This window comes from Pseudomonas sp. 9.1(2019), assembly GCF_009910445.1.
In the GTDB taxonomy this organism is placed as follows: domain Bacteria; phylum Pseudomonadota; class Gammaproteobacteria; order Pseudomonadales; family Pseudomonadaceae; genus Aquipseudomonas; species Aquipseudomonas paraversuta.
Genome location: NZ_VBWF01000005.1, coordinates 73562 through 97137, shown reverse-complemented (window position 1 = coordinate 97137; position 23576 = coordinate 73562). Strand labels below are relative to the sequence as shown.

At 56.9% G+C, this 23576-nt stretch carries 16 protein-coding genes and 3 pseudogenes; 10 read left to right on the top strand and 9 right to left on the bottom strand.

Going from position 1 to position 23576, the window contains the following annotated elements; translation table 11 throughout:
* The first annotated feature begins 52 nt into the window (after positions 1-52).
* Positions 53-694, top strand: coding sequence for an oxidoreductase (locus FEZ21_RS06445; RefSeq protein WP_160626701.1), 642 nt, complete (start codon positions 53-55; stop codon positions 692-694).
* Positions 695-786: 92 nt separating this feature from the next.
* Here FEZ21_RS06445 and FEZ21_RS06440 read toward each other — a convergent pair whose 3' ends face one another.
* The 4 genes from FEZ21_RS06440 to FEZ21_RS06425 all read right to left on the bottom strand — a co-directional run bounded on the left by FEZ21_RS06440 (position 787) and on the right by FEZ21_RS06425 (position 5041).
* Complete coding sequence (locus tag FEZ21_RS06440) at positions 787-1074, bottom strand: YceK/YidQ family lipoprotein (RefSeq protein ID WP_003444232.1); 288 nt, start codon at positions 1072-1074, stop codon at positions 787-789.
* The gene (ubiX, locus tag FEZ21_RS06435; RefSeq protein WP_003444235.1) at positions 1067-1696 is read right to left on the bottom strand and encodes a flavin prenyltransferase UbiX; all 630 of its coding nucleotides are present in this window, start codon (positions 1694-1696) and stop codon (positions 1067-1069) included. Before ubiX ends, FEZ21_RS06440 begins: the two co-directional genes overlap by 8 nt.
* Positions 1693-3042, bottom strand: coding sequence for a UDP-N-acetylmuramate:L-alanyl-gamma-D-glutamyl-meso-diaminopimelate ligase (gene mpl / locus FEZ21_RS06430; RefSeq protein ID WP_003444238.1), 1350 nt, complete (start codon positions 3040-3042; stop codon positions 1693-1695). The genes ubiX and mpl overlap by 4 nt, the downstream gene beginning before the upstream one ends.
* A gap of 112 nt (positions 3043-3154) precedes the next feature.
* Positions 3155-5041: a sigma-54-dependent Fis family transcriptional regulator gene (locus tag FEZ21_RS06425; protein ID WP_160626699.1), complete on the bottom strand. Its 1887-nt coding sequence runs from the start codon at positions 5039-5041 to the stop codon at positions 3155-3157.
* A 347-nt stretch (positions 5042-5388) separates the two neighbouring features.
* On the opposite strand from FEZ21_RS06425, the gene FEZ21_RS06420 reads away from it, so the two are divergent.
* From FEZ21_RS06420 to FEZ21_RS06380, 9 genes and pseudogenes are all read left to right on the top strand, one after another.
* Positions 5389-6909, top strand: a complete 1521-nt coding sequence (locus FEZ21_RS06420; protein ID WP_003444244.1) for an aldehyde dehydrogenase family protein — start codon at positions 5389-5391, stop codon at positions 6907-6909.
* 162 nt (positions 6910-7071) lie between these two features.
* Positions 7072-8520 (top strand): ethanolamine permease, encoded by a 1449-nt coding sequence (gene eat / locus FEZ21_RS06415; protein ID WP_003444246.1) that lies wholly within the window; start codon positions 7072-7074, stop codon positions 8518-8520.
* 52 nt (positions 8521-8572) lie between these two features.
* Positions 8573-9973, top strand: coding sequence for an ethanolamine ammonia-lyase subunit EutB (locus tag FEZ21_RS06410; protein WP_160626697.1), 1401 nt, complete (start codon positions 8573-8575; stop codon positions 9971-9973).
* Positions 9974-9975: 2 nt separating this feature from the next.
* Positions 9976-10785, top strand: a complete 810-nt coding sequence (gene eutC / locus FEZ21_RS06405) for an ethanolamine ammonia-lyase subunit EutC (protein WP_010655463.1) — start codon at positions 9976-9978, stop codon at positions 10783-10785.
* Positions 10786-11032: 247 nt separating this feature from the next.
* Positions 11033-11680 carry a DedA family protein gene (locus FEZ21_RS06400; protein WP_003444252.1) on the top strand — a complete coding sequence of 216 codons (648 nt, stop codon included), beginning with the start codon at positions 11033-11035 and terminating at the stop codon, positions 11678-11680.
* 15 nt (positions 11681-11695) lie between these two features.
* The gene (locus FEZ21_RS06395; protein ID WP_160626694.1) at positions 11696-12517 is read left to right on the top strand and encodes a zinc-dependent peptidase; all 822 of its coding nucleotides are present in this window, start codon (positions 11696-11698) and stop codon (positions 12515-12517) included.
* A 113-nt stretch (positions 12518-12630) separates the two neighbouring features.
* On the top strand, positions 12631-13158 hold the full coding sequence (gene ppa, locus FEZ21_RS06390; RefSeq protein ID WP_003444254.1) for an inorganic diphosphatase: 528 nt from the start codon (positions 12631-12633) through the stop codon (positions 13156-13158).
* A 466-nt stretch (positions 13159-13624) separates the two neighbouring features.
* A pseudogene (locus FEZ21_RS06385) lies at positions 13625-14475 on the top strand (IS3 family transposase); the annotation flags it as partial.
* A 111-nt stretch (positions 14476-14586) separates the two neighbouring features.
* Positions 14587-15675 (top strand): annotated as a pseudogene (locus FEZ21_RS06380) (IS3 family transposase).
* An 83-nt stretch (positions 15676-15758) separates the two neighbouring features.
* Here FEZ21_RS06380 and FEZ21_RS06375 read toward each other — a convergent pair.
* The 5 genes and pseudogenes from FEZ21_RS06375 to FEZ21_RS06355 all read right to left on the bottom strand — a co-directional run bounded on the left by FEZ21_RS06375 (position 15759) and on the right by FEZ21_RS06355 (position 23470).
* Positions 15759-17102 (bottom strand): hypothetical protein, encoded by a 1344-nt coding sequence (locus FEZ21_RS06375; RefSeq protein ID WP_160626692.1) that lies wholly within the window; start codon positions 17100-17102, stop codon positions 15759-15761.
* 5 nt (positions 17103-17107) lie between these two features.
* Positions 17108-19714 (bottom strand): fimbria/pilus outer membrane usher protein, encoded by a 2607-nt coding sequence (locus tag FEZ21_RS06370; RefSeq protein ID WP_160626690.1) that lies wholly within the window; start codon positions 19712-19714, stop codon positions 17108-17110.
* Between the two features lie 34 nt (positions 19715-19748).
* Positions 19749-20375, bottom strand: a complete 627-nt coding sequence (locus FEZ21_RS06365) for a molecular chaperone (protein WP_160626688.1) — start codon at positions 20373-20375, stop codon at positions 19749-19751.
* Between the two features lie 110 nt (positions 20376-20485).
* Positions 20486-21007 (bottom strand): fimbrial protein, encoded by a 522-nt coding sequence (locus FEZ21_RS06360; protein WP_160626686.1) that lies wholly within the window; start codon positions 21005-21007, stop codon positions 20486-20488.
* A 926-nt stretch (positions 21008-21933) separates the two neighbouring features.
* Positions 21934-23470: pseudogene (locus tag FEZ21_RS06355) on the bottom strand (IS66 family transposase).
* Between the last annotated feature and the right edge of the window lie 106 nt (positions 23471-23576).

Genomic DNA, 23576 nt, shown 5'->3' with positions numbered 1-23576 from the left:
CTGCAAGTCAGCTAACTAAGACTAAGCTGGATGTATCAAGGGAGAACCACGCATGTACTTGACGCCTCAGCACATCCTGCTTGCAGGAGCTACCGGTCTTACCGGCGAACATCTGCTCGACCGGTTGCTTAACGAACCCACCATCACCCGAGTACTTGCGCCCTCACGGCGACCGCTGGCCAAACATCCGCACCTGGAAAATCCGGTGGGCGATCCGTCGGTGTTTCTGCCAGAGCTGAGCGGACAGGTCGATATTGCATTTTGCTGCCTGGGAACCACCATCAAGCAGGCGGGCTCGCAAGAAGCCTTCCGTGCCGTCGACCATGACATGGTCGTGGCCTTTGCCAAACGCGCACGGGAAATGGGGGCGCGGCACCTGATAGTGCTCAGCGCGATAGGGGCCGATCCTAAATCGTCGGTGTTCTATAACCGGGTCAAAGGCGAGATGGAGCAATCATTGCGCCTCCAGGGCTGGCCGCAGCTGACCATTGCCCGCCCGTCGCTGCTGATCGGTGAGCGTACAGAACCGCGTTTGGCGGAGCAGCTGGCGGCGCCCCTGTCCAGACTGATCCCGGGCAAATACCACGGTATCGAGGCCTGCCAGCTGGCTCGTGCCCTATGGCGTCTGGCCCTGGAAGAGCAGGATGGGGTGCGGGTGGTCGAGTCCGATGAACTGAGAAGGCTGGGTAAATAATCCGCCCTGTGGTCGCTGCCAAAGGCTGCGAGCTTTATAAAACCGGGGGGCGTAGTCCTGCGCAGCACAGAGCTAGCAGCCTTTGGCAGCGACTACAAACCACCGCTGGCCTGATAGCCCACACCCAGCACCGTCAACACCGACAAGGGCAACAGCAGCGTATCGAGCAATGCGCTGGCTGGCAGGTCCAGCCCCGGGTAGCGCGGGGCATCGGCACCAAAGCGGTCCATCGCACAGCACCCGCCCTGTAACGCGTACATGTCCAGTCGGGTGCCGGAATAGACAATCGGCGCCCCCGGTTTGGCCGCGTCCAGCGTGCGAACACTGGCGCAACCACAGACATGCATAGCCGCAAGCATCAGCAGCACAACCTTACTCATCGCCGCCCACATGGTGCTCGCCCCAGCGTGGCAGCATGTCTTGCGGGATATTGAGCAGGTTGAGAATTCGCGCCACCACAAAGTCCACCAGGTCATCGATGGTTTGTGGCTGGTGATAGAAGCCCGGCGAGGCGGGCAGTATCACCGCCCCCATGTTCGACAGCTTGAGCATATTCTCCAGATGGATGCTGGAATACGGCGCCTCACGGGGCACCAGAATCAGCTGCCGGCGCTCTTTGAGCGTGACATCCGCAGCCCGCTCAACCAGGTTGTTGCAGGCGCCGGTGGCAATGGCCGACAGCGTCCCCGTAGAACAGGGCACCACCACCATGGCGGCCGGTGCTCCGGAGCCTGACGCCACCGGTGACATCCAATCTTCCTTGCCGTAGACGCGAATCTGCCCGGCGGCAGCTCCTGTGTATTCGGTCAGAAAAGTCTGCATGGCCTGTGGCTTGGGCGGCAGGCTGACATCGGTTTCAGTGGCCATCACCAATTGCGCGGCCTTGGAAATCAGGAAATGCACCTCACGGTCTTCCCGCACCAGGCAATCGAGCAGGCGCAGCGCGTATTGCATGCCAGAGGCACCGGTTACCGCCAGGGTGATGCGTTCCGGGCCACTCATTGCAGGGCTTCCGCCAATTTGCCGTGCAGGCCGCCAAAGCCGCCGTTGCTCATGATCACCACCTGAGTACCGGGTTTGGCATGGCGCTTGACCTCGGCAATGATCGCCTCCAGCGAATCGCATACCAGAGTCGGCACAGGGCTTGAGGCCACCGTCGCCGCCAGATCCCAGCCCAGATTGGCCGGGGCATACCAGACCACGTGATCGGCCTGCACCACACTTTGCGGCAAGCCGTCGCGATGGGCGCCCAGTTTCATGGAGTTGGAGCGCGGCTCGATGACGGCAATCAGCGGCGCGTCGCCGATGCGTTTGCGCAGACCATCAAGGGTCGTGGCAATGGCAGTCGGGTGGTGGGCAAAGTCGTCGTAGATGGTGATGCCGTGAACTTCAGCGACTTTCTCCATCCGCCGTTTCACGCTTTTAAACGCGCTCAATCCGTCAATCGCCAGGCTTGGTACCACACCCACATGGCGTGCCGCCGCCAGGGTCGCCAGGGCATTGGCCACGTTGTGCTGGCCGGTCATGTCCCACTCGACGGTGCCTTGAACGCTGCCTTCAAACAACACTTCAAAGCGCGAACCGTCTTCGCTGAGCAGTTTGGCCTGCCATTGGCCGGCATCGCCTGTGGTTTGCACCGGGGTCCAGCAGCCCATCTCGATCACGCGCTGCAAGGCCGGCTCGGTGGTGGGATGAATCACCAGGCCTTCGCTCGGGATGGTGCGCACCAGGTGATGGAACTGGCGCTCAATGGCCGGCAAGTCCGGGAAGATGTCCGCGTGATCGAACTCAAGATTATTCAGGATCGCGGTGCGCGGACGGTAATGCACAAATTTTGAACGCTTGTCGAAGAAGGCGCTGTCGTACTCATCGGCCTCGACCACGAAGAACGGCGTATCACCCAGACGGGCCGACACCGCAAAGTTTTGCGGCACACCACCGATCAGGAAGCCCGGGGCCATGCCCGCATGCTCCAGAACCCAGGCCAGCATGCTGCTGGTGGTGGTTTTGCCATGGGTGCCAGCCACAGCCAGTACCCAGCGGCCTTGCAGCACGTGATCGGCCAGCCATTGCGGGCCCGATACGTAAGGCAGGCCTTTGTTCAGCACGTATTCGACGGCCGGGTTGCCACGGGACAGCGCGTTGCCGATCACCACCAGATCGGGTGCCGGGTCGAGCTGGGCCGGATCATAGCCCTGGGTCAACTCAATGCCTTGAGCTTGCAGCTGGGTACTCATTGGCGGATAGACGTTAGCGTCGGAACCGGTAACGTGATGACCCAGTTCTTTGGCCAGAACAGCCAGCGAACCCATGAAAGTGCCGCAAATACCAAGAATATGAATGTGCATAGTCGACCTCGAAAATCATCGGCGAAGGGTATCGCAGGGGGTTTTTTTTCGCACCTGATGATTCAAATGCCGTCTTTTGCGGGAGCCGCCCGGCCGGCTCCCGCAAAATAAGCTATCGCTCTATCCCGTGCTTGCGTAGCTTTCTGTACAGCGTATTGCGACTGATCCCCAGCTGCACGGCGGCATGGGTCATATGCCAGCGGTGCAGTTCCAGCACCTCGAGCAGGGCCAGTTTTTCAGCGTTTTCCAACGGCTGCGCACAGGGGACGGCAACCGTGGCGGGGGCCTGGCGAATGGCCATGGGCAAGTCATCAAACTCGATCGTCTGGTTTTCACATAACGCCGCCAGAGTGCGCAACACGTTGCGCAGCTGGCGGACGTTGCCCGGCCACTGAAAATCCAGCAAAGCCTGGCGTGCCGCAGGCTTGAGCACGAGGTGCTGGTCAGCCGCTTCTTCGGCCAGGAGAAAATCCAGCAACTGCGACTTGTCACTGCGCTCGCGCAACGCCGGCAAACCGATTTCCAGACCATTGAGACGGTAATACAAGTCTTCGCGAAAACTGCCGTCAGCCACGCGCTCCTGCAAGTTGCGGTGCGTGGCGCTGATGATGCGCACATTGACTGCCAGCGGTTCACCGCCAATCGGCACCACCAGGCGATCTTCCAGCACTCTCAAGAGACGGGTTTGCAGCACCAGGGGCATATCGCCAATCTCGTCCAGAAACAGGGTGCCGCCATCGGCCTGCTGCAACTTGCCCTGCATCCCCTCTTTGCGCGCTCCGGTAAAGCTGCCGCCGCGATAACCGAACAACTCGCTTTCGATCAGGCTTTCGGGGATCGACGCACAATTGAGGGCGACGAATGCTTTGCCGTTACGCAAGCTGGCCTGATGCACCGCTTTGGCAAAGGCTTCTTTACCCGAACCGGTTTCGCCATTGATCAATAACGGCACATCCCGCTCGAACACCCGCAAGGCACGACGAAAATCGGTCTGCAGGGCCTGGTCCCCCAGGCAAATGCTACTCACCCGGGGCACCACGGCTTCGGCCTGGGGCTTGACCGCGCACGGCACGCTGCGCGGCTGACCACGCACCGCCGCATACAAGCGGCGACCGTCGCGGGTGCGCAGGGGCCAGTTGGTGCTGGCCTGGGTGCTGGCACGGGCGAACAGTTCGTCCCGCGGACAATCGAACAGGCTGTCGACTGTTAACCCCAGCAGCCCGCCCCGCTCATGCCCCAGCAAATTCAGGGCGCTCTGATTGACTGCGCAGATGGCGCCGTCGCCATCGAACGCCAGCATCCCTTCGCTGAACAGCCCCACCGACTCGGCCTGCAGGTGAAAGCGCAGCAGCCACTGGTTTTCGAAGTGCCGCAGAAAATAACTGTTTTCGATAATCCGCGCCGAGAGGTTGACCAGGGCCATGGTGTGAAACTGGCTCTGGCGCGAAACGTCATGCCGCGCCGAGGACACGTCCAGCACCGCCAGCAATTCGCCCTGGGGATCGAATACCGGACTTGCCGAACAGGTCAGCCCGGTATGGCGGCCACGAAAATGTTCGTCCTGATGAATGGTCAAGGCCTGGCGTTCCACGACACAGGTGCCAATCCCGTTGGTACCCTCTCGGGCCTCGCTCCAGTCAGCTCCCAGCCACAGCCCGGCCCGCTCGAACACTTTGCGTTCGGTCGCCGCCGTTACACAGTTGAGAATGACCCCGCGGGCATCGGTCAGCAGTACCGCGTGCCCGGCCCCCGACAGTTGCTGATGCAGACTGTTCATCTCGTGCCCGGCGATTTGCAGCACCTGCTGCAAACGCTCGCGACCTTCCAGAATGCGCCCGTGCTCCAGCACCGTCGGTGCAATGGTTTGTGCGGGATCGAGGTGGTAGTCCTCCAGGCAGCGCTGCCAGGAACGGACAATAGAAGGGTCGCACCCCTGGGGGCGGCCCTGGGTGACATCGAGAACCTGCCGGGCGTGCCGGCTTAAATCACTGCTGTGCATTCTTATTATTCTCCGCGCTGTATCGGCGGTCTCATGTCCGGCAGGGGCACATTTACCCTCTTCGCCAACATGGATCCAGGTCCAGACCGAACACTCAGCATCTGCTTGCCGGCCGGGCTTTGCAATCGCCAACTGACCCGTCGGTCATCATCTGCACCTGTTTTGGTACAAAGTGTCACGGCAACTGTATCGAGCCCGTGACAGCGACTGCCACCCCTACTGCCCCTATATCCATGTGAGCCCCAGCCTAGAGCCCTGCAGACAATATGGCCCGGCCTTTGCTCTTGCATATGACAACGCCACAGCGCGTCCTCCCATAAGCACAATAAAGCCAGGAGACACTCCCCATGCGTTACGCACAACCCGGTACCGAAGGCTCTGTCGTCTCGTTCAAGAGCCGCTACGGCAACTACATCGGCGGCGAATTCGTGGCGCCCGTCAAAGGCCAGTACTTCACCAATACCTCGCCTGTGAACGGCAAACCCATCGCCGAATTCCCGCGTTCAACAGCAGAAGACATCGAAAAAGCCCTGGATGCCGCCCATGCCGCTGCTGACGCCTGGGGCTCGACCTCGGTTCAGGCCCGTTCGCTGGTGCTGCTTAAAATTGCCGATCGTATCGAACAGAATCTCGAACTGCTGGCCGTGACCGAAACCTGGGACAACGGCAAGGCGGTACGCGAGACCCTGAACGCCGACGTCCCCCTGGCAGCTGACCATTTCCGTTATTACGCCGGTTGCATCCGCGCCCAGGAAGGCAGCGCGGCAGAAATCGACGGCAACACCGTGGCCTATCACATCCACGAACCGCTGGGCGTGGTCGGGCAGATCATTCCGTGGAACTTCCCGCTGCTGATGGCCGCCTGGAAACTCGCTCCGGCGCTGGCTGCCGGTAACTGCATCGTGCTCAAACCGGCCGAGCAAACCCCGCTGAGCATCACCGTGTTCATGGAACTGATCGGTGATCTGCTGCCTCCGGGCGTGCTGAACGTGGTGCAAGGCTTCGGCAAAGAAGCTGGCGAGGCGCTGGCCACCAGCAAACGCATCGCCAAAATCGCCTTCACCGGCTCGACCCCGGTGGGCTCGCACATCATGAAATGTGCCGCCGAGAACATCATCCCTTCCACCGTTGAACTGGGCGGCAAGTCGCCGAACATCTTCTTCGCCGACATCATGCAGGCCGAACCGACTTTCATTGAAAAGGCGGCCGAAGGTCTGGTGCTGGCATTTTTCAACCAGGGCGAAGTGTGCACCTGCCCTTCCCGCGCGCTGATTCAGGAATCGATCTACGACGACTTCATGAAAGTGGTGATGAAGAAGGTTGCGTCGATCAAACGCGGCGACCCGCTGGACACCGACACCATGGTTGGCGCCCAGGCCTCGGAGCAGCAGTTCGACAAGATCCTGTCTTACCTTGAAATCGCCAAGGCTGAAGGTGCCGAGCTGCTGACCGGCGGCCAGGTAGCCAAGCTCGAAGGCGACCTGGCAACCGGCTACTACATCCAGCCGACGCTGCTCAAGGGCACCAACAAAATGCGTGTGTTCCAGGAGGAAATTTTTGGCCCGGTGGTCAGCATCACCACCTTCAAGGACGAAGCCGAAGCCCTGGCGATTGCCAACGACACCGAGTTCGGCCTGGGCGCCGGCCTGTGGACCCGCGACATCAACCGCGCCTACCGCATGGGCCGCGCCATCAAGGCCGGTCGCGTCTGGACCAACTGCTACCACCTGTACCCGGCCCACGCCGCGTTCGGCGGCTACAAAAAGTCCGGGGTCGGCCGTGAAACCCACAAAATGATGCTCGACCACTATCAGCAGACCAAAAACCTGCTGGTGAGCTACGACATCAACCCGCTGGGCTTCTTCTAACCTCTCTGACCTCCGTAGGCGCGAGCTTGCCCGCGAGCCGTAAAAAGCTCGCGTGCAAGCTCGTTCCTACAGAGCAAGCCGCTCTATATCAGGCCCCATGGCCCAGCTCTTGCTTTGCTCCCTGTCATATTTTCCAAACTATAAAAGAACAGGTGCACTCACATGCCTAGCGAACCCATTGGCGCTCCGGCGTCAGCTTCCTCGGTCGACTTTGAAAAGGTCGGCTCCGAATATTTTCAACAACGCGAACTGAAAAAAGGCGCTGCCGGCTGGGTCCTGCTGGTGGGCCTGGGTGTGGCCTATGTCATCTCCGGCGATTACGCCGGCTGGAACTTCGGCCTGGCCCAGGGCGGCTGGGGCGGAATGTTCATCGCCACATTGCTGATGGCCACCATGTACCTGTGCATGTGCTTTTCGCTGGCCGAACTGTCATCGATGATTCCCACCGCTGGCGGCGGCTATGGCTTTGCCCGCAGCGCATTCGGGCCGTGGGGCGGGTTCCTGACCGGCACCGCGATCCTGATTGAATACGCCATCGCCCCCGCGGCGATTGCCGTATTCATCGGCGCTTATTGCGAGTCGCTGTTCGGGATTGGCGGCTGGATGATCTATCTGGCGTTCTACATCATCTTTATCGGCATTCACATTTTCGGCGTGGGTGAAGCCCTTAAACTGATGTTTGTCATCACCGCCGTGGCCGCGATTGCCCTGGGCGTGTTCCTGGTATCGATGGTGCCGCACTTCAGCGTCGCCAACCTGCTGGATATTCCGGTTACCGAGGCCAAAGGCGCCAGCACCTTCTTGCCATTCGGCTATGTCGGCGTGTGGGCCGCAATCCCTTATGCGATCTGGTTTTTCCTCGCCGTCGAAGGCGTGCCGCTGGCCGCCGAAGAAACCAAAAACCCTAAGCGCGACCTGCCTCGCGGCCTGATCGGCGCCATGCTGGTACTCGTCACCTTTGCCCTGCTGATTCTGGTCATCGGCCCCGGCGCTGCGGGCGCGCACCACTTGATGGCCTCGGGCAACCCGCTGGTTGAAGCACTGAGCAAGGCCTATGGCGGCTCAACCTGGATGGGCAGTTTCGTCAATCTGGTGGGTCTGGCCGGTTTGATCGCCAGTTTCTTCTCGATCATTTACGCCTATTCGCGTCAGATCTTCGCCCTGTCCCGTGCCGGCTATTTGCCGCGTAAATTGTCCGAAACCAACAAAAGCAAAGCCCCGGTATTGGCGCTGATCATCCCCGGCATCATAGGTTTTGGCCTGTCACTGACCGGCCAGGGGGACTTGCTGATTCTGGTGGCGGTGTTTGGCGCGACCATTTCCTACGTGCTGATGATGGCTGCACACATCACCCTGCGTATTCGTCGCCCCAAAATGGAGCGTCCATACCGCACTCCGGGCGGAATCTTCACTTCAGGCATCGCTTTGGTGCTGGCTTGCGTCGCGGTCGTGGCCGGTTTCCTGGTGGACCCGCGCGTTGTGATTGGCGCTGCCGTGATCTATGGCGTATTAATTGCCTACTTCGCTTTTTACAGTCGGCACCACTTGGTGGCCGGTACGCCTGAAGAGGAATTCGCGGCGATCCAAAAAGCCGAGCAAGCCCTGCACTAGTCGCTGAGAAACCCGCCAGACGCGTGGCGTCTGGCGTTGAGGAGCATCCTGAATGGCAACTTTTTCTCAAGCGGTAGGCACTCAGACTTACCGTTTTGACAGCCTCAAAGACCTTATGGCCAAAGCCAGCCCGGCACGCTCCGGGGATTTCCTGGCTGGAGTGGCCGCGCTCAACGACGGTGAACGGGTCGCTGCGCAAATGGCCCTGGCTGACATCCCGCTCGCCTGGTTCCTGCAGGAAGCGCTGATTCCCTACGAATCCGATGAAGTTACCCGGCTGATCATCGACAGCCATGACCCGCTCGTCTTCGCCGCCGTCAGCCATCTGACAGTGGGCGGTTTTCGTGACTGGCTGCTCAGCGACGCCGCCGACGAACAGAGCCTGCGTGCCCTGGCGCCGGGCCTGACCCCGGAAATGGCCGCTGCGGTGTCAAAAATCATGCGCGTGCAGGACCTGATTCTGGTGGCGCAGAAGATCCGGGTGGTCACCCGTTTTCGCGGCACCATGGGCCTGCGCGGGCGGCTCTCTACCCGCCTGCAACCCAACCACCCCACCGACGATCCGGCGGGGATTGCCGCCAGCATTCTCGATGGCCTGCTGTACGGCAACGGCGACGCCATGATCGGTATCAACCCGGCCACCGACAGCATCGCCTCGATCTGCGACCTGCTGAACATGCTCGACGCCATCATCCAGCGTTATGAAATCCCCACCCAATCCTGTGTGCTGACCCATGTCACCACCTCGATTGAAGCGATCAACCGTGGCGTACCGCTGGATCTGGTATTCCAGTCGATTGCCGGTACAGAAGCCGCCAACGCCAGCTTCGGGATCAATCTGAATCTATTGCAGGAAGGCTACGAGGCCGGTTTAAGCCTCAACCGCGGCACCCTGGGCAACAACCTGATGTATTTCGAAACCGGCCAGGGCAGCGCGCTGTCGGCCAACGCGCATTTCGGCGTCGACCAGCAAACCTGTGAAACCCGGGCCTATGCGGTAGCGCGGCATTTCAAACCGTTTCTGGTCAACACTGTGGTGGGTTTTATCGGCCCCGAGTACCTGTACAACGGCAAGCAAATCATCCGCGCCGGGCTTGAGGACCACTTCTGCGGCAAGCTGCTGGGCGTGCCGATGGGTTGCGACATCTGTTACACCAACCACGCCGAAGCCGACCAGGACGACATGGATAACCTGCTGACCCTGCTGGGTGTGGCCGGGATCAACTTCATCATGGGCATTCCGGGCTCGGACGACATCATGCTCAACTATCAGACCACCTCGTTCCATGACGCGCTGTATGCGCGAAAAACCCTGGGCCTCAAACCTGCCCCCGAGTTCGAGCAATGGCTGAGCAAGATCGGGATTTTCACCCAGACCGATGGCCGCATCGAATTCGGCCATCAACTGCCACCGGCATTTCGCCAGGCACTGGCTCATCTGGGAGGACGCTGAACATGGCCACTACCCCCACCGACAGTCTCAACCCCTGGCTGGAACTGCGCCGCCTGACCCCGGCGCGCATTGCCCTGGGCCGCACCGGCACCAGCATGCCCACCGGGGCCCAGCTGGATTTTCAGTTTGCCCACGCCCAGGCCCGGGATGCGGTGCATTTGCCGTTTGACCACGCAGGGCTGAGCAGCCAGCTTGCCGAGCGCGGACAGCAAACGCTGCTGCTGCACAGCGCCGCCATTGATCGCCACAGCTATCTGCAACGGCCGGATCTGGGGCGCAAACTTGACGACGACTCGGCGCAGCAATTGCGCGACTACGCCCTGGCTCATCCTGGCGCGATCGATGTCGCCATAGTGGTAGCCGACGGGCTATCGGCGCTGGCGGTTCATCGCCACACCCTGCCCTTTCTGGCCCGCATGCAGGAGCAAACGGCCACTGAAAACTGGAGCCAGTCACCGGTGATTCTGGTGGAGCAAGGACGGGTCGCCGTCGCCGATGAAATCGGCGAACTGCTGGGTGCAAAAATGGTGGTGATGCTGATCGGCGAACGCCCCGGCCTCAGCTCCCCAGACAGTCTGGGTCTGTACTTCACCTACGGGCCAAAGATCGGCCTGACCGATGCCTATCGCAACTGCATCTCTAACGTGCGGCTCGAAGGGCTGAGCTACGCCATGGCCGCCCATCGGCTGGTTTACTTGATGCGTGAAGCCTGTCGTCGGCAATTGTCGGGGGTCAACCTGAAGGACGAAGCACAGGTACACACCATAGAATCAGCGGCCCCCAGCGAGAATTTCCTGCTCAAGGGTGAATAAACACTGGGCCATGACTCTGTAGGAGCGAGCTGTGTGCTTGGCGAGGCACGCTCGCTCCCTGGGTTGATTAGCCAGCCGCTGCGAGCCAATACACGCCTCGCTACAAACTCAACCAACAAGACTTGCACCAATCCGTATAATCCGCTTTTTTAAGAGATGTACGAAAAAACTACATCTCTTGTAGTTAAATACCCTTCCCTTTCCCGCACGGACCTGCAGAGCCGGGTCATCAGCACAGGTGCTTTACATGGATTTCAACCCGATCGACATTATCCTGCATCTCGATGTGTACCTGGACATGCTGGTAAGAGATTACGGGGTGTGGATCTACGCCATCCTGTTTTTGGTGATCTTCTGTGAAACCGGCCTGGTGGTCATGCCGTTCCTGCCGGGTGATTCCCTGCTGTTCATTGCCGGCGCAGTGGCTGCGGGCGGTGGCATGGACCCGGTATTGCTGGGCGGCCTGCTGATGGTGGCGGCAATTCTGGGCGACAGCACCAACTACGTCATAGGACGAACCGCCGGCGAGCGATTGTTCAGTAATCCGAACTCGAAAATATTCCGCCGCGATTACCTGGAAAAGACCCACGATTTTTACGAACGTCATGGCGGTAAAACCGTGACCATGGCGCGCTTCCTGCCAATCTTCCGCACCTTTGCGCCTTTTGTTGCCGGCGTGGCACACATGTTCTACCCGCGCTTCCTGATGTTCAGTGTCTTCGGCACCATCCTCTGGGTCGGCGGCCTGGTAACCCTGGGCTACTTCTTCGGCAACGTGCCCTTCATCAAGTCCAATCTGTCGTTGCTGGTAGTGGGCATCATCCTGTTGTCTCTGGTACCGATGATCATTGGTGTGATCCGCAGCCGCATGGGCCGCAGCCCATCCAAAGCCTGATAGGGGGCCGCCCGCATGTGGTCTCTGAGTGAATGGCGGCGCCAGCGGATTCTGGCGCAACACCCGGTCGCGGCAAACGTATGGCATGACGTGCGCCAGCACCTGAGTATTCTCGACGGGCTGGACGACGCCCAGGACAAATGGCTGCGTGAGCACAGCGTGTTATTTCTGCAAGAAAAACACCTGACCCCCATGCCCGGGGTTGAACTCACCGATGCAGGCCGCCTGTTGCTGGCCGCCCAGGCACAGCTGCCGCTGCTCAACCTGGGCGAACTGGACTGGTATCAGGGTTTCCACGAAATAGTGCTCTACCCCGATGATTTCATCAGCCCCCAGCGTCATCGCGACTCCAGTGGAGTCGAGCACGAATGGCAAGGCACCCACAGCGGTGAGGCCTGGCAACATGGCCCGGTGGTGCTGGCCTGGCCTGGCGTGTTGTCCAGTGGCGGCTGGGAAGGCTACAACCTGGTGATTCACGAACTGGCGCACAAACTCGACATGCTCAATGGTGCCGCCAATGGCATGCCGCCCTTGCACAGCAGCATGCACCTGGGTGACTGGACCGAGGCCATGCAACAAGCCTACGACCATCTCAATCACTACCTCGATCACCACGACCCGGCTCACGCGCCCATTGATCCGTATGCGGCCGAAAACCCGGCAGAGTTCTTCGCGGTCACCAGCGAGTACTTCTTCAGCGCACCGGACCTGCTGACCCACGCCTACCCCAAGGTGTACCAGCAGCTCAGCCTGTTCTACCGGCAAGACCCGCTGACCCGGCTGCAAACGCTACAAAGCGGGCACCCCGAGTACCGAGGGTCCGTTAACCGGTCGTGACGCACCACTAAACCGGCCAGACGTGACGGCGTTAGCGGAATACGCCTATAATCGCCGCCACTTTTTGGCCAAATCGGCCAAGTAAACTGGCCTATACACGGGGGCACCGCCCAATGAGCTACAGCAAGATTCCGGCTGGCAAAGACCTGCCGAATGACATCTACGTCGCCATCGAGATTCCGGCGAACCACGCGCCGATCAAATATGAAATCGACAAAGACAGCGACTGCCTGTTCGTTGACCGCTTCATGGCAACCCCGATGTTCTACCCAGCCAACTACGGTTTCATCCCTAACACCCTGGCTGACGACGGTGATCCCCTCGACGTGCTGGTTGTTACCCCTTATCCGGTAGCGCCAGGTTCGGTAATCCGTGCCCGTCCGGTTGGCATCCTGCACATGACCGACGACGGCGGTGGCGATGCCAAAGTCGTTGCAGTCCCTCACGACAAGCTGTCCCAGCTGTACGTTGACGTGAAAGAGTACACCGACCTGCCACCTTTGCTGATTCAGCAAATCCAGCACTTCTTCGAGAACTACAAAGATCTCGAGAAAGGCAAATGGGTGAAGATCGAAGGTTGGGGCGATGCAGAAGCAGCCCGTACCGAGATCATGAAGTCGGTAGCGGCCTACAAAGGCTAAGTGAACCCCGGCCTGCGTTGCAGCAGGCTTGGCTCACACCAAAACCTCGGTTCGCCGAGGTTTTTTTATGCCTGAAAATTGAGCTGTTTTCGCTGGGAAACGACATTGAATCCCAGTATGATTCGCGCCACATAAGCACCGCGCCCTGCATCGAGCAGGCCGGATTGCAGGCAAGGCAGCAATAAGCCGCCACGCCCCACCCCTGACACTCAGGGCCTGGATGTCTAAATTGAAGGCGAGTACGGCTTACCAAAAATAAGCCAAACCCGCCCCCGAGAAGCCGGCCACAAGCCGGTTTTTTAATTGTCCGAAATAATCCTATCCCATCCGAGATTCCTGCCGATAGCCTAGCTATCACGGGCCTTTCAGGCGGTCTCCTGTCCGATGGTGTTCAACGCCATTTGTAGTGGTCTAATGAAACCGGACACCCATTTAGGCGAGAATGTTCGCCAGAACGAGGTGTCAGATGACCAAACAACGCCGTGTCTTTTCCGCTGAATTCAAACGCGAGGCTGCTGACCTCGTACTCAAGCAAAATTACAGCTTCATCGAAGCCAGCCGCTCACTCGGCATTGGCGAGTCGGCTCTGCGCCGTTGGGTTGGCCAGCTTCAGCAGGAGCGCGGCGGAGTCACTCCGACCAGTAAAGCGCTGACGCCCGAGCAGCAAAAAATCCAAGAGTTAGAAGCCCGAATCAACCGGCTGGAACGGGAAAAATCTATATTAAAAAAGGCCACCGCGCTCTTGATGGCCGAGGAACACGAGCGTTCGCGTTAATCGATCAACTGCGGGTTCAAGAGCCTGTTGATCTGTTGTGCTCGGTATTTGAAGTAACCCGATCCTGCTACTACACGTACTGCCGAAAACGTCGATTTACCGATGCTGAGCGGGTGGTTTTGCGCAGCCGTGTGAACGAGCTATTTACCCAAAGTCGAAGCGCTGCGGGCAGCCGAAGCATCATGTTGATGATGAAAGAGGACGGCATACAAATCGGGCGATTCAAAGTACGTAAGTTGATGCGGGAGATGAACTTGATCAGCAAGCAGCCGGGCTCCCATGCCTACAAAAAGGCTACCGTGGAACGACCTGATATTCCGAACGTGCTTGATCGAGGGTTCACCGTTGCATCTCCAAACAAGGTCTGGTGCGGTGACATTACGTACGTCTGGGCTGAAGGCCGATGGCACTAACTGGCAGCCGTTATAGACCTTTGTGCCCGCCGTGTTGCGGGTTGGGCGTTCTCATCCAAGCCCGACGCTGACTTGGTAATCAAGGCGTTGGATATGTCTTACGAGCAGCGTGGCAGGCCGAAAAACGTATAGTTTCACAGCGACCAGGGCAGCCAATACGGCAGCCGAAGGGTAATCCCCCCTGAAAAAAGTACTAGTCGGAAGTAGAATTTTCTCCTAATTGGATCAAGGAAATTTTGCGTGAAGACATCGCGTTTTTCAGACAGTCAAATCATGGCCATCCTCAAACAGGCCTAGGGTGGAAGCCATGTACCAGAGCTGTGCCGCGAGCACGGTATCAGCTCGGCCAACTTCTACAAGTGGCGCACCAAATTCGGCGGCATGGATGCGTCGCTGATGGCTCGGTAGCGCGAGCTTGAGGAGGAAAACCGTCGCCTAAAGAAGATGTACGCCGAGGAACGCCTCAAAGCCGAAATCATCCAGGAGGCGATGGCAAAAAAGTGGTGAAGCCATCTCGACGACGGGAGATGGCGCGACAAGCAGTTTGTTCAGGTCGGATCAGCATCAAACTGGCGTGTCATACCTTCGGTGTCAGCGTTGACTGTTATCGCTACCAGCCACGTTTGTCGTCTGAGAATGCACAGATTGCTGACCTCCTGACTCGTCTGGCGCACAACCAGCCTAACTGGGGGGTTTGGCTTGTGCTTTCTGTACCTGCGCAACGTGAGGGGCTATCGCTGGAACCACAAACGGGTGTATCAGATTTACCGCGAACTGGAACTGAATCTGCGGATCAAACCGCGCAAGCGCATCGTGAGGGAAAAGCCAGAGCCTCTTATCGTGCCGGCAGCGATCAACCAGTGCTGGTCAATGGACTTCATGCATGACCAATTGTCCGACGGGCGCAGCTTTCGGATATTCAACGTGATCGATGACTTCAATCGCGAGGCGTTGAGCATTGAAATTGATCTGTCGTTACCTGCGGAGCGAGTGGTACGAGCTCTAGATCAAGTGATTGAATGACGTGGAAAACCACAGGTCATCCGCAGCGATAACGGCCCAGAGTACATCAGCACCAAGCTGACACTGTGGGCCGAAAAGCGGGGTATTCGCTTGGACTACATCCAGCCTGGAAACCCGCAGCAAAATGCTTACGTCGAGCGCTACAACCGGACGGTACGGTATGACTGGCTTGGGCATTACTTGTTTGAATCGATAGCCGAAGTTCAGGACTACGGTACGAACTGGATTTGGACGTACAATCACGAACGTCCGAATATGGCGCTTGGAGGCATTACCCCTAAACAGAAGTTAGCCCTCGCGGCTTGAACTCTACTTCCGGCAAGTACTAAAAATGGGGGAATTACCTCTGGAAAGCTTCTTTTTGTGGACACTAGGGCTAGGGCAAAAGATCATGGATACGAGTATGTAGTTTGAATGGTTATAGAAAAAGCCCCCTCTAACACAGGGCCAAGGCCACGAAGTACCCCAGTGATAGAAAGAGGACCGCGAGAAATTAAGCCGGGGACGGCCACACCGGGCTTAACTTCAGTACCGCCCACTGAGAGCGATACACCAACGGCGGGCATCGCCGGGTCGTCTGGTAGGAAGTACTCGCTGGTTGATCGAAGGCTCGTAGCTGTTAGGATGGGAGCTAAGGATTCATTATAACTGACTGTGGGACACGCCATCGCCTCGTTGCTACTCACAGTAACCGTTTGGGAACCAGCGATTTGTCCGGCATAGACGGAACCGAAATCCAAGGTTCTAATTATCGCGGGACAAATGAAACCTACCAACGTTCCGGTGATGTTCAAAGTATCAGTATCCACTGCAGGGCCGGTCGCAGTACCAGACCGTGAGATCGGTATTGAAGTAGAGAAAGGCCCGAGACGAGCGTCTCCACATATGCTACCTGGCCTAGAGTAGCTTATAGGTAAAGCTCCGTAGGATTGGACCGTTGGTCTGATGGGGACCGACGGACTGAGCCTATCTACCCCGCTAGTTATGATCCCCACCAGAGCGGGTCCTAGGCACACGTAATCTCTGCCCGTTACAGAGTCGTTAGGCGCAAGAAGGGTAAAAAATTCCCCGCCCGGTATGACTGCGACTGGCACGGGCGATGGTAGCGTGTGCGTGGGCTGATTACCTTGAGCCTCGTATGAGATGGTGCCAAAATCAAGTGTGTAGGTTGCTGCGTTAGAAACGGAAACTACGGAAAACGTGCATAGAGCAGAAGCTAGCTTCCATGCCTTCGCAGTTGCACTTTTCTTTTTCATAATATTCTTCACAGGTGAGTTTTGTTCATAAAGCCGAAGCGTTTTATCCATCAGCATTTGCAGAGATCGTGGTGAACGACGAACATCTGCCTCATCAAACAATAGCCCCATCCAGTCAAAACCTTTCTCTAAACGCCCAATCTGGGTTTTGTCGGGATACAGCGCAAAGCCGCACTCTTTCATTTGTTCATTCAGCGAGTGAATTGTACGACGCAGCGGCCACCGCCTTTTACTGGGCACCAGTTTGAGCACCAGCGCATCGTCAGCGCCCCACATTGCAATCGGGTCATCGCCAGCGCGTTTAACCATGCGCATGGATTTCAGCCGGTATTCGCCCTTTTCAACGCGCTTGCTGAAAGCCTCACCGTCTGCTGCGCAGTGAAAGCGCTGGTGCCACGCCTCACTGCCTGAATGGGCGTTTTTACGCTGGTTGCAAAGCCACTTGTATGCTACCTGCCATGCTGATTCACGATCCACTCTGGTTACCTGCAGTTAATAGAGGCTGTACGGAAACGGTTACCCGCTTCAGCCGGTGCCAATGCCACATCGCCCCGGCATTGCTGATCTGCGCCTTTACCCCACTGCACCTGTACCTGACTCTTCTCAGGCACGCCGCTTAAATAAAGGTCACCGCTATCGCCCACAAAGCTGCTGTTGGCCATCTTGCCATCCACGATCAGATTAGCGGTTGCACCGAACGGAATGGGTTTACCATGATGTGTGACGTTAGCCAGCACGCGTGCACCGATGTTCGCTTTATAATCGGCTAGCACAAGCGCGCCGCGGGTCGGGATGACGGTTCTGACTGCGTTCTGAAGATCAACATCGGTCGGGAGGGTTTCGGTTCTAAGGCTCACGCCGTTTTTGCGATACGGCGTCAGGTACGGCACGACCGCATGGCCGAGCCCGTCGGTACTCACGCCGCGCTGGTTTTTCACGCCCACGCCATTTGCTTGAGGCACGCGAACCAGTGCCATGGTATCGCCCAGCGGCTGAGACAGCGTGACGCCATACGGGTGCGCGACGACGCCACCGCTGATTCCACCGCTGACCTGCTGGCTGTTGCGGTTGTAGCTGTACCCGCCGTTCACGCTTCCGTAGGTATCGCGGTATTCGGCGTTCAGATTGCCGCTGTTCCCTTCTCCCTTGTTCGCGTAGCCTTCGCTGGTGCTGTAGCTCAGACGGTTATCCAGCGCAAGGCCACTCAAGCTCACCTGGTTACGCACCCGGTCCTTGTTGTCCGCGAACAGGCTGTAGTTGGCGCGGCTGCCGGGCAGCCATTTGTCCAGCGGCACTGACACGCTGAAGTACAGGCTGCGGTTCGCGTCGCTGGTCGGATACTGGGTATCGCTGAGGTTCAGGCTGTAGTTGACACCTGAATAGTTGAAGCCGTAGCCCAGCATCAGCGTTCTTTCGTTGCCTGACGCCCCCCAGTAATTCTGCTGGTAGGCGGTCAGGCTCAGTGAGCCGTAGTCGCCCATGCGTTGTGTAACCTGCGCCTGCATACGGCTGCGCTTGTTGTGCGTACGGCGCCAGTAGTCCAGTTCGTCATCGGTATCAAGTGATGTTCCCCGCTGCAGCAACTCGTTTGCCTCGGTGAAGCCGTAGTAGCCGGAGGTCGAGTAGCGGTAACCGGCTAGAACAAACGACGTACCGCTTTGTAGGATGTCTTTAGCATACTGTGCACGGTAGGACTGCCCCGAACGGGTCGGACCGTTTTCAAACTGCGTGTTTGCATGTGTCACATCCAGTGACACAGACCCGAACGTGCCCAGCCCCTGACCAAAGCCGAGGATGCCGGACTGGTAGTCGGTTGAGCCCATAGCCCCACCATAAAGGGTCATTAGGTTTGTTAGGCCATACTGAAGCGTGCCCTGCAGGAAGCTGGGTTCGCGCACATCGTCTGACCAAGAGCGGTATTTGCCCCCAGTGACGGCGTAGCGCAGCCGCCCCTCGCGCTGCATGCCGGGAACGGCTGAGAAGGGTTGCACGAATTTGGTTTCAGAGCCGTCGGTTTCCCGCACGGTGACGTCCAGGTTACCGCTGCTTGCTGTCGGATACAGGTCACGGATTTCAAATGCGCCGGGCGCAACCGTAGTCTGGTAGATTACGGTACCGTTCTGCTGCACGATGACCTGCGCACTTGAGCGCGCAATGCCGCGTACTACCGGGGCAAATCCACGCAGGCTGTCCGGAAGCTGGCTGTCATCGGTTGCCAGCTGCACGCCACGGAACGCCACGCTGTCAAACAGATCGCCGGGCGTGTAGCTGTCACCCAGGGTCAGCTGAGAGCCCAGGCTCTGGATGTCACGTTGCAGGTAAGTGTTTAGGCTCTGCCAGCGGCTTTCCACCTGCTTCTGACTGATGCGGTTGCCGTTGTAATCGTAGCGGGGCTGATCGCCGGTGTTGCGCGTGAACGTAGAGTTATTACGTAAACGCCAGGCGCCCAGGTTAATACCGCTGTCCAGGCGCAGGAACAGATTGCTGTATTCTCCGTCGCCTTTACTTTGCGAACTGCTGGTGTAGTTCAGGCCATAATTCACCATTGCTGCGGGAAGGCCCTGATCCCATAAATCGGGGTTGACGTAATCCTGTGCACGGAATTTCAGTGCGGCCTGAGGAATGCTCAAATCGAGGCGAAGCCGGTTAAAGTTAAAACGCGCACTGGCGTCCAGGATGTACTCGCCGGGCACGCTGACGGTTTTGTCATCCGCTAGCGCATTAAGCGTCGGTGAGGCGTCAGGTTTCAGGCCTAAATCACGCCAGTATTTTGCGTTAAGTACAGGGACAAGCTGCTTATCATGGCTGAGAAACTCGACATCGCGAGTTTCAAGAAAATTGTTATTGAGATAAATATCAACCAGATAATGTCCGGGGAGCTGCCCCCCTTCATCAAAGACGCTCAGGTCTGCGATGTCCTGATTACTGCCGGGTAAGCGCAATGCCTTTGGGTCGAAGTGGGTTTCTGCGTCAGCAAATGCCCCGCCGGAGGCCAGCAGTGTCCCAACAAAGCAACTCTTCGTGATGTGCTGAACTATGAAGCGGGCACGGAGATCCAGCCGCAGCATATCCCGGTTTAACCTGAGCATAATTTTTCCTGTCATCAATACGGGGGTCAGCTATCTACTGCCGCGCGGTCTGGCTTAATCCGCCATAATCGTTAATAGACTGCCATTCAATGGCGCCGCTGCCGGAGACCTTGACGCGCAGTTCCCCGTACGGGGACACCATGCCCGGTTCTTCAACGTCCTTACCGCCAACTTTTAACGTGGCAAGCGTGACGTAATAGGGCGTAGGGTTTTTTACTACAAGTTCACCGTCTTGGCGGATGAAACTCAGTGATCTATACGCGTTCAGCGCGGCGTCATTATTCAGCGATGAAGGGCGGTAAATAAATTTGATACGGGTACGCAGTACTAGCTGGAGACTGCTGCCCGTTATCTCTTTCGGCGTGGCGCCAATTGAACGCACGCTTAGCCAGTAAAGCGTTTCACGGTCGGACGGTAAGTTTCCGCCAACCTTCGCGATACGCAAAATATTGTCCGACTCCCGGTCAAGGCGGAAAAGCGGTGGCGTCACCACAAAAGGCACTTTCGCACTATTCTTTTCATCGTCATTATCAAGCCAGGACTGGATCAGGTAATCATTGTTTTTATCCGAATTCCTGATACTGATTGAAGCCTCGTTTGTATCGCCGGCGTAAATCAGACGCGTGCCGCCTAAAATGATGCCGGCATTGGCCGCTTGCATAATGGATAAAAAAAAACCGATGAAAGCATTAAATAGAAAATTCGCATAGTGCCTCGCCACGAAAAATGAAAGACGCCCACGCCGGATAATCTGAGGTGGGCGTTTTTTTGTTATCGGTACTGAATAGTGAACTGAGCGGTTGCGTTTGCGTTACCCTCACCCACAGTAGCTGCAGTTGAAACATATTTGGCAACGAAGTTAGCATTACCTGCACCAGCAGCCAATGCTACTAGAGCCGAGGCGTTGTTGACAGGAATAGCGGTGGTTCCATCTGCCTCGTAAATACCTATACCCACGCCAGTTGCGCCGCCGGCATTAACAGCAAGTAAAGCTGGATTAGTAGTATCAGCAGTGCCATTGAATAAAATAGCGACGTTAGTAACCGAAGCTGGGCAGTTAGTCAGAGCCATCGGAATTGTAGCATTAGCAACAGTTGAACCGGAGGCGCCGAATTCAGACGCGCTGTAATTACCTAATGGAACAGCAATATTCGCGGGAGCTGAGGCGCCATTAATTTCACATGTGCCAGCAATGATACTACCGGTAAAAGTAATTGTACCGTCTACTGCATAAGCAGCGTTCATTGATACTGCTGAAAGGAGCGCAACAGCAACCAGTGTTTTCTTGAACATCTTTAATTCCTTAACTGTACGAGGGTTCATGCCCGGCAAGCACCGTTCGAAAGCAGGCTACCCATAAATGGTGGAGGCAGGTCTAGTCAATACACAGAAATAAATCCATTATTTTCTCCATCACAACAGCACTGAACGGCACTGAACGCGCTGAACTATACGATGCTTATAACTGGTATGGAGCGTGTAAATTCCGGCGAAGTTTGAAGCGAGAATTAGCCAAAAGCAATAAAACCAGAGAAATTTTGATTTTTATTGATATGATAAAAAAAGGTGAAAAAAAAATTTCAATAAAATCAGATAGATAAGCCCACCCCTGAGCGTCGCGCAGGTAATTTTCTCCCGCGCGCTGTGAGCATTGCGGGCGGGAGCGTTCAGGCTTCTTTTCTTGATGATAAACATCAATGGTAATTCTGGCGCCTTAGGTGCAGCAATGGTTTTCCTTATGCGCCGGTGGCAATTGCAAAATATAGCGAATAATTATCAGATCCTATTTTTGATAAATCATATTTTCAGCAAATAAAACAAACTCCACTTTGTTTTTTGTTTTCTAGTTGATTTTCTGACACGTTTTTTTGTCACTGCACTCGCCCCTTAATAACTGACAGAAAATAATTGCCATACAATAAGCATTGACAAAAAATAATCCTACTGAGTTATTTAGACATGATCCCTTATTTGTTATTATTCCTGCAATGTTTATATATTGATGCTTATTAGCATGTTTAACAAAAACAATGTTTAGCAAAATCTTTGACCGCTCAAACGAAAAAAAGAATTTTTTAACATATAATATATTTCAAGGAGCACCTGAATCAGGTCAGCAACTCAAGATTAGGCGTGAAGTAGAGTGGATACAACACCTTATGTAAAACAAAACGGTAAGCGCTCCATGAACCCCACATTTTAAAGGTGGGGATCTATGGCTATTGTGGAGTTTGCGGCGTGCAGTTCCACGGCAGCAGGGCCTCGAAGTCTTCTACGCTCAAGGCTTGTGGCAGGCGCTCAAATGCGTGGCGCAGCCACGCATAAGGCTCTTGGCCGTTGGCTTTAGCCGTCTCGACCAAACTGTAAAGTTGAGCGCTGGCCATCGCGCCTTTGGGCGTGTCGCTGAACAGCCAGTTCTTGCGCCCGATCACGAAGGGCCTGATCGTACGCTCGGCCGCATTGTTGTCGATCGGCAAGTAACCGGCTTCGGTGTAGTGCACCAACATGTTCCAGTTGCTGGCCAGGTAACTGATGGCTTTGCCCAGTGCATTTTGCACCGTCACTTGTGGCTGGGTTTTCTCCAACCATGCGTGCAACTGGGCCAACACCGGCAGACTGTTTTGCTGTCGGCCTTCGTGGCGATGTTCATCGCCGGCTTCTTTTAAATCTCGCTCGATACCGTACAGCTTGTTGATCAGATTCAGGGCGATATCGGCACGCCCGGTTTTGCCTTTAGGCTGTACCTTTTGCGCCTCGACAAACTTGCGTCGCGCATGTGCCCAACAGCCCAAACGCTCGACACCGGACTGCGCGCCCAAGGCGTTATAGCCCGCATAGTCATCGGTCATTAGGTAGCCGCGATAACCTTCGAGCAGGCGCGACGGCACCTCTTTCGCTCGGCTGGTCGAGTAGTCAAACAAGATAACGGGCTGATTCTGCGGCCCGCCGGCTGGCACCCACATCCAGGATTGGCTGGTTGGCTCTCGGCCTGGCTCTTTCAGCACCTGTACACGCGTTTCGTCGCAGTGGATGACGCGGCTTTCCATAAGCCGGTCGCGCATCAAGTTGAGCAAGGGTTGCAGGTGTTCGCCGCACTGAATAACCCAGCGCGCCAAGGTTTGCCGTGGGATATCGATACCGTGGCGACCCAGTACTTTTTCGAAGCGGTGCAGTGGCAGTCCATCGACGTATTTGGTCGTCAGCAACATCGCCAACACGCTGGGGCTGGCCATGCTCTTTTCAATCAGTTGCGCTGGCTTGTCGGCAGTGACAGGCGCGCTTTCGCAGCCACGGCAGGCGTAGACCTTGCGCACATGTTTGATCACGCGGATCTGCATCGGCACGATTTCCAGCTGCGCGCTGGTTTCTTCGCCGATGGTGTGCTTGCGCCAGCCGCAAGCACACGTCAGCTCGTGTTCAGGCAGTTCGTGAATGACTTCGATACGCGGAAGATCGGCAGGCAGAGGCTTGCGTTTGCCCCGTCGCTTGGTCGGAGCAACGACTTCCTCGTCAGCCGGTTCGTCGACAGTCTCGGCCACGCTTTCAGCCTCGTTGAACAAGGCCATTTGTGGGGTCGCAGGATCGGCTGTCTGCTCTGACTTGCGCCCGAAAAGGCGCTGACGCAACAGCGCCTTTTCTTCTTCAAGATGAACGATCTTGCTTGCCCTTATCCGACGCGCGCTCACTGAGCATTTGCTCAAGCAGTTGCTTGAGCAAAACAGGATCGTCAGGAAAGTCTTTGGGCATGGAAATCATGCCCTGGATTATGCCGAATCAGGCGACGAATCGAGGTATCAAAACTTGATGCGGACGGTTGCGCCACAAATCAAAACAGTCCAATAACCAGTTGAGTTCTTGAACC

Coding starts and splice junctions, on each gene's coding strand:
- FEZ21_RS06395 (WP_160626694.1), top strand. CDS start 11,696: ATGTGGTCTCTGAGTGAATGGCGGCGCCAGCGGATTCTGGCGCAACAC.
- FEZ21_RS06365 (WP_160626688.1), bottom strand. CDS start 20,375: ATGCAAGCGGCCAATGCCGGCATCATTTTAGGCGGCACGCGTCTGATT.
- mpl (WP_003444238.1), bottom strand. CDS start 3,042: ATGCACATTCATATTCTTGGTATTTGCGGCACTTTCATGGGTTCGCTG.
- ppa (WP_003444254.1), top strand. CDS start 12,631: ATGAGCTACAGCAAGATTCCGGCTGGCAAAGACCTGCCGAATGACATC.
- ubiX (WP_003444235.1), bottom strand. CDS start 1,696: ATGAGTGGCCCGGAACGCATCACCCTGGCGGTAACCGGTGCCTCTGGC.
- FEZ21_RS06440 (WP_003444232.1), bottom strand. CDS start 1,074: ATGAGTAAGGTTGTGCTGCTGATGCTTGCGGCTATGCATGTCTGTGGT.
- FEZ21_RS06400 (WP_003444252.1), top strand. CDS start 11,033: ATGGATTTCAACCCGATCGACATTATCCTGCATCTCGATGTGTACCTG.
- FEZ21_RS06360 (WP_160626686.1), bottom strand. CDS start 21,007: ATGTTCAAGAAAACACTGGTTGCTGTTGCGCTCCTTTCAGCAGTATCA.
- eat (WP_003444246.1), top strand. CDS start 7,072: ATGCCTAGCGAACCCATTGGCGCTCCGGCGTCAGCTTCCTCGGTCGAC.
- FEZ21_RS06370 (WP_160626690.1), bottom strand. CDS start 19,714: ATGCTCAGGTTAAACCGGGATATGCTGCGGCTGGATCTCCGTGCCCGC.
- FEZ21_RS06410 (WP_160626697.1), top strand. CDS start 8,573: ATGGCAACTTTTTCTCAAGCGGTAGGCACTCAGACTTACCGTTTTGAC.
- FEZ21_RS06425 (WP_160626699.1), bottom strand. CDS start 5,041: ATGCACAGCAGTGATTTAAGCCGGCACGCCCGGCAGGTTCTCGATGTC.
- FEZ21_RS06445 (WP_160626701.1), top strand. CDS start 53: ATGTACTTGACGCCTCAGCACATCCTGCTTGCAGGAGCTACCGGTCTT.
- FEZ21_RS06420 (WP_003444244.1), top strand. CDS start 5,389: ATGCGTTACGCACAACCCGGTACCGAAGGCTCTGTCGTCTCGTTCAAG.
- eutC (WP_010655463.1), top strand. CDS start 9,976: ATGGCCACTACCCCCACCGACAGTCTCAACCCCTGGCTGGAACTGCGC.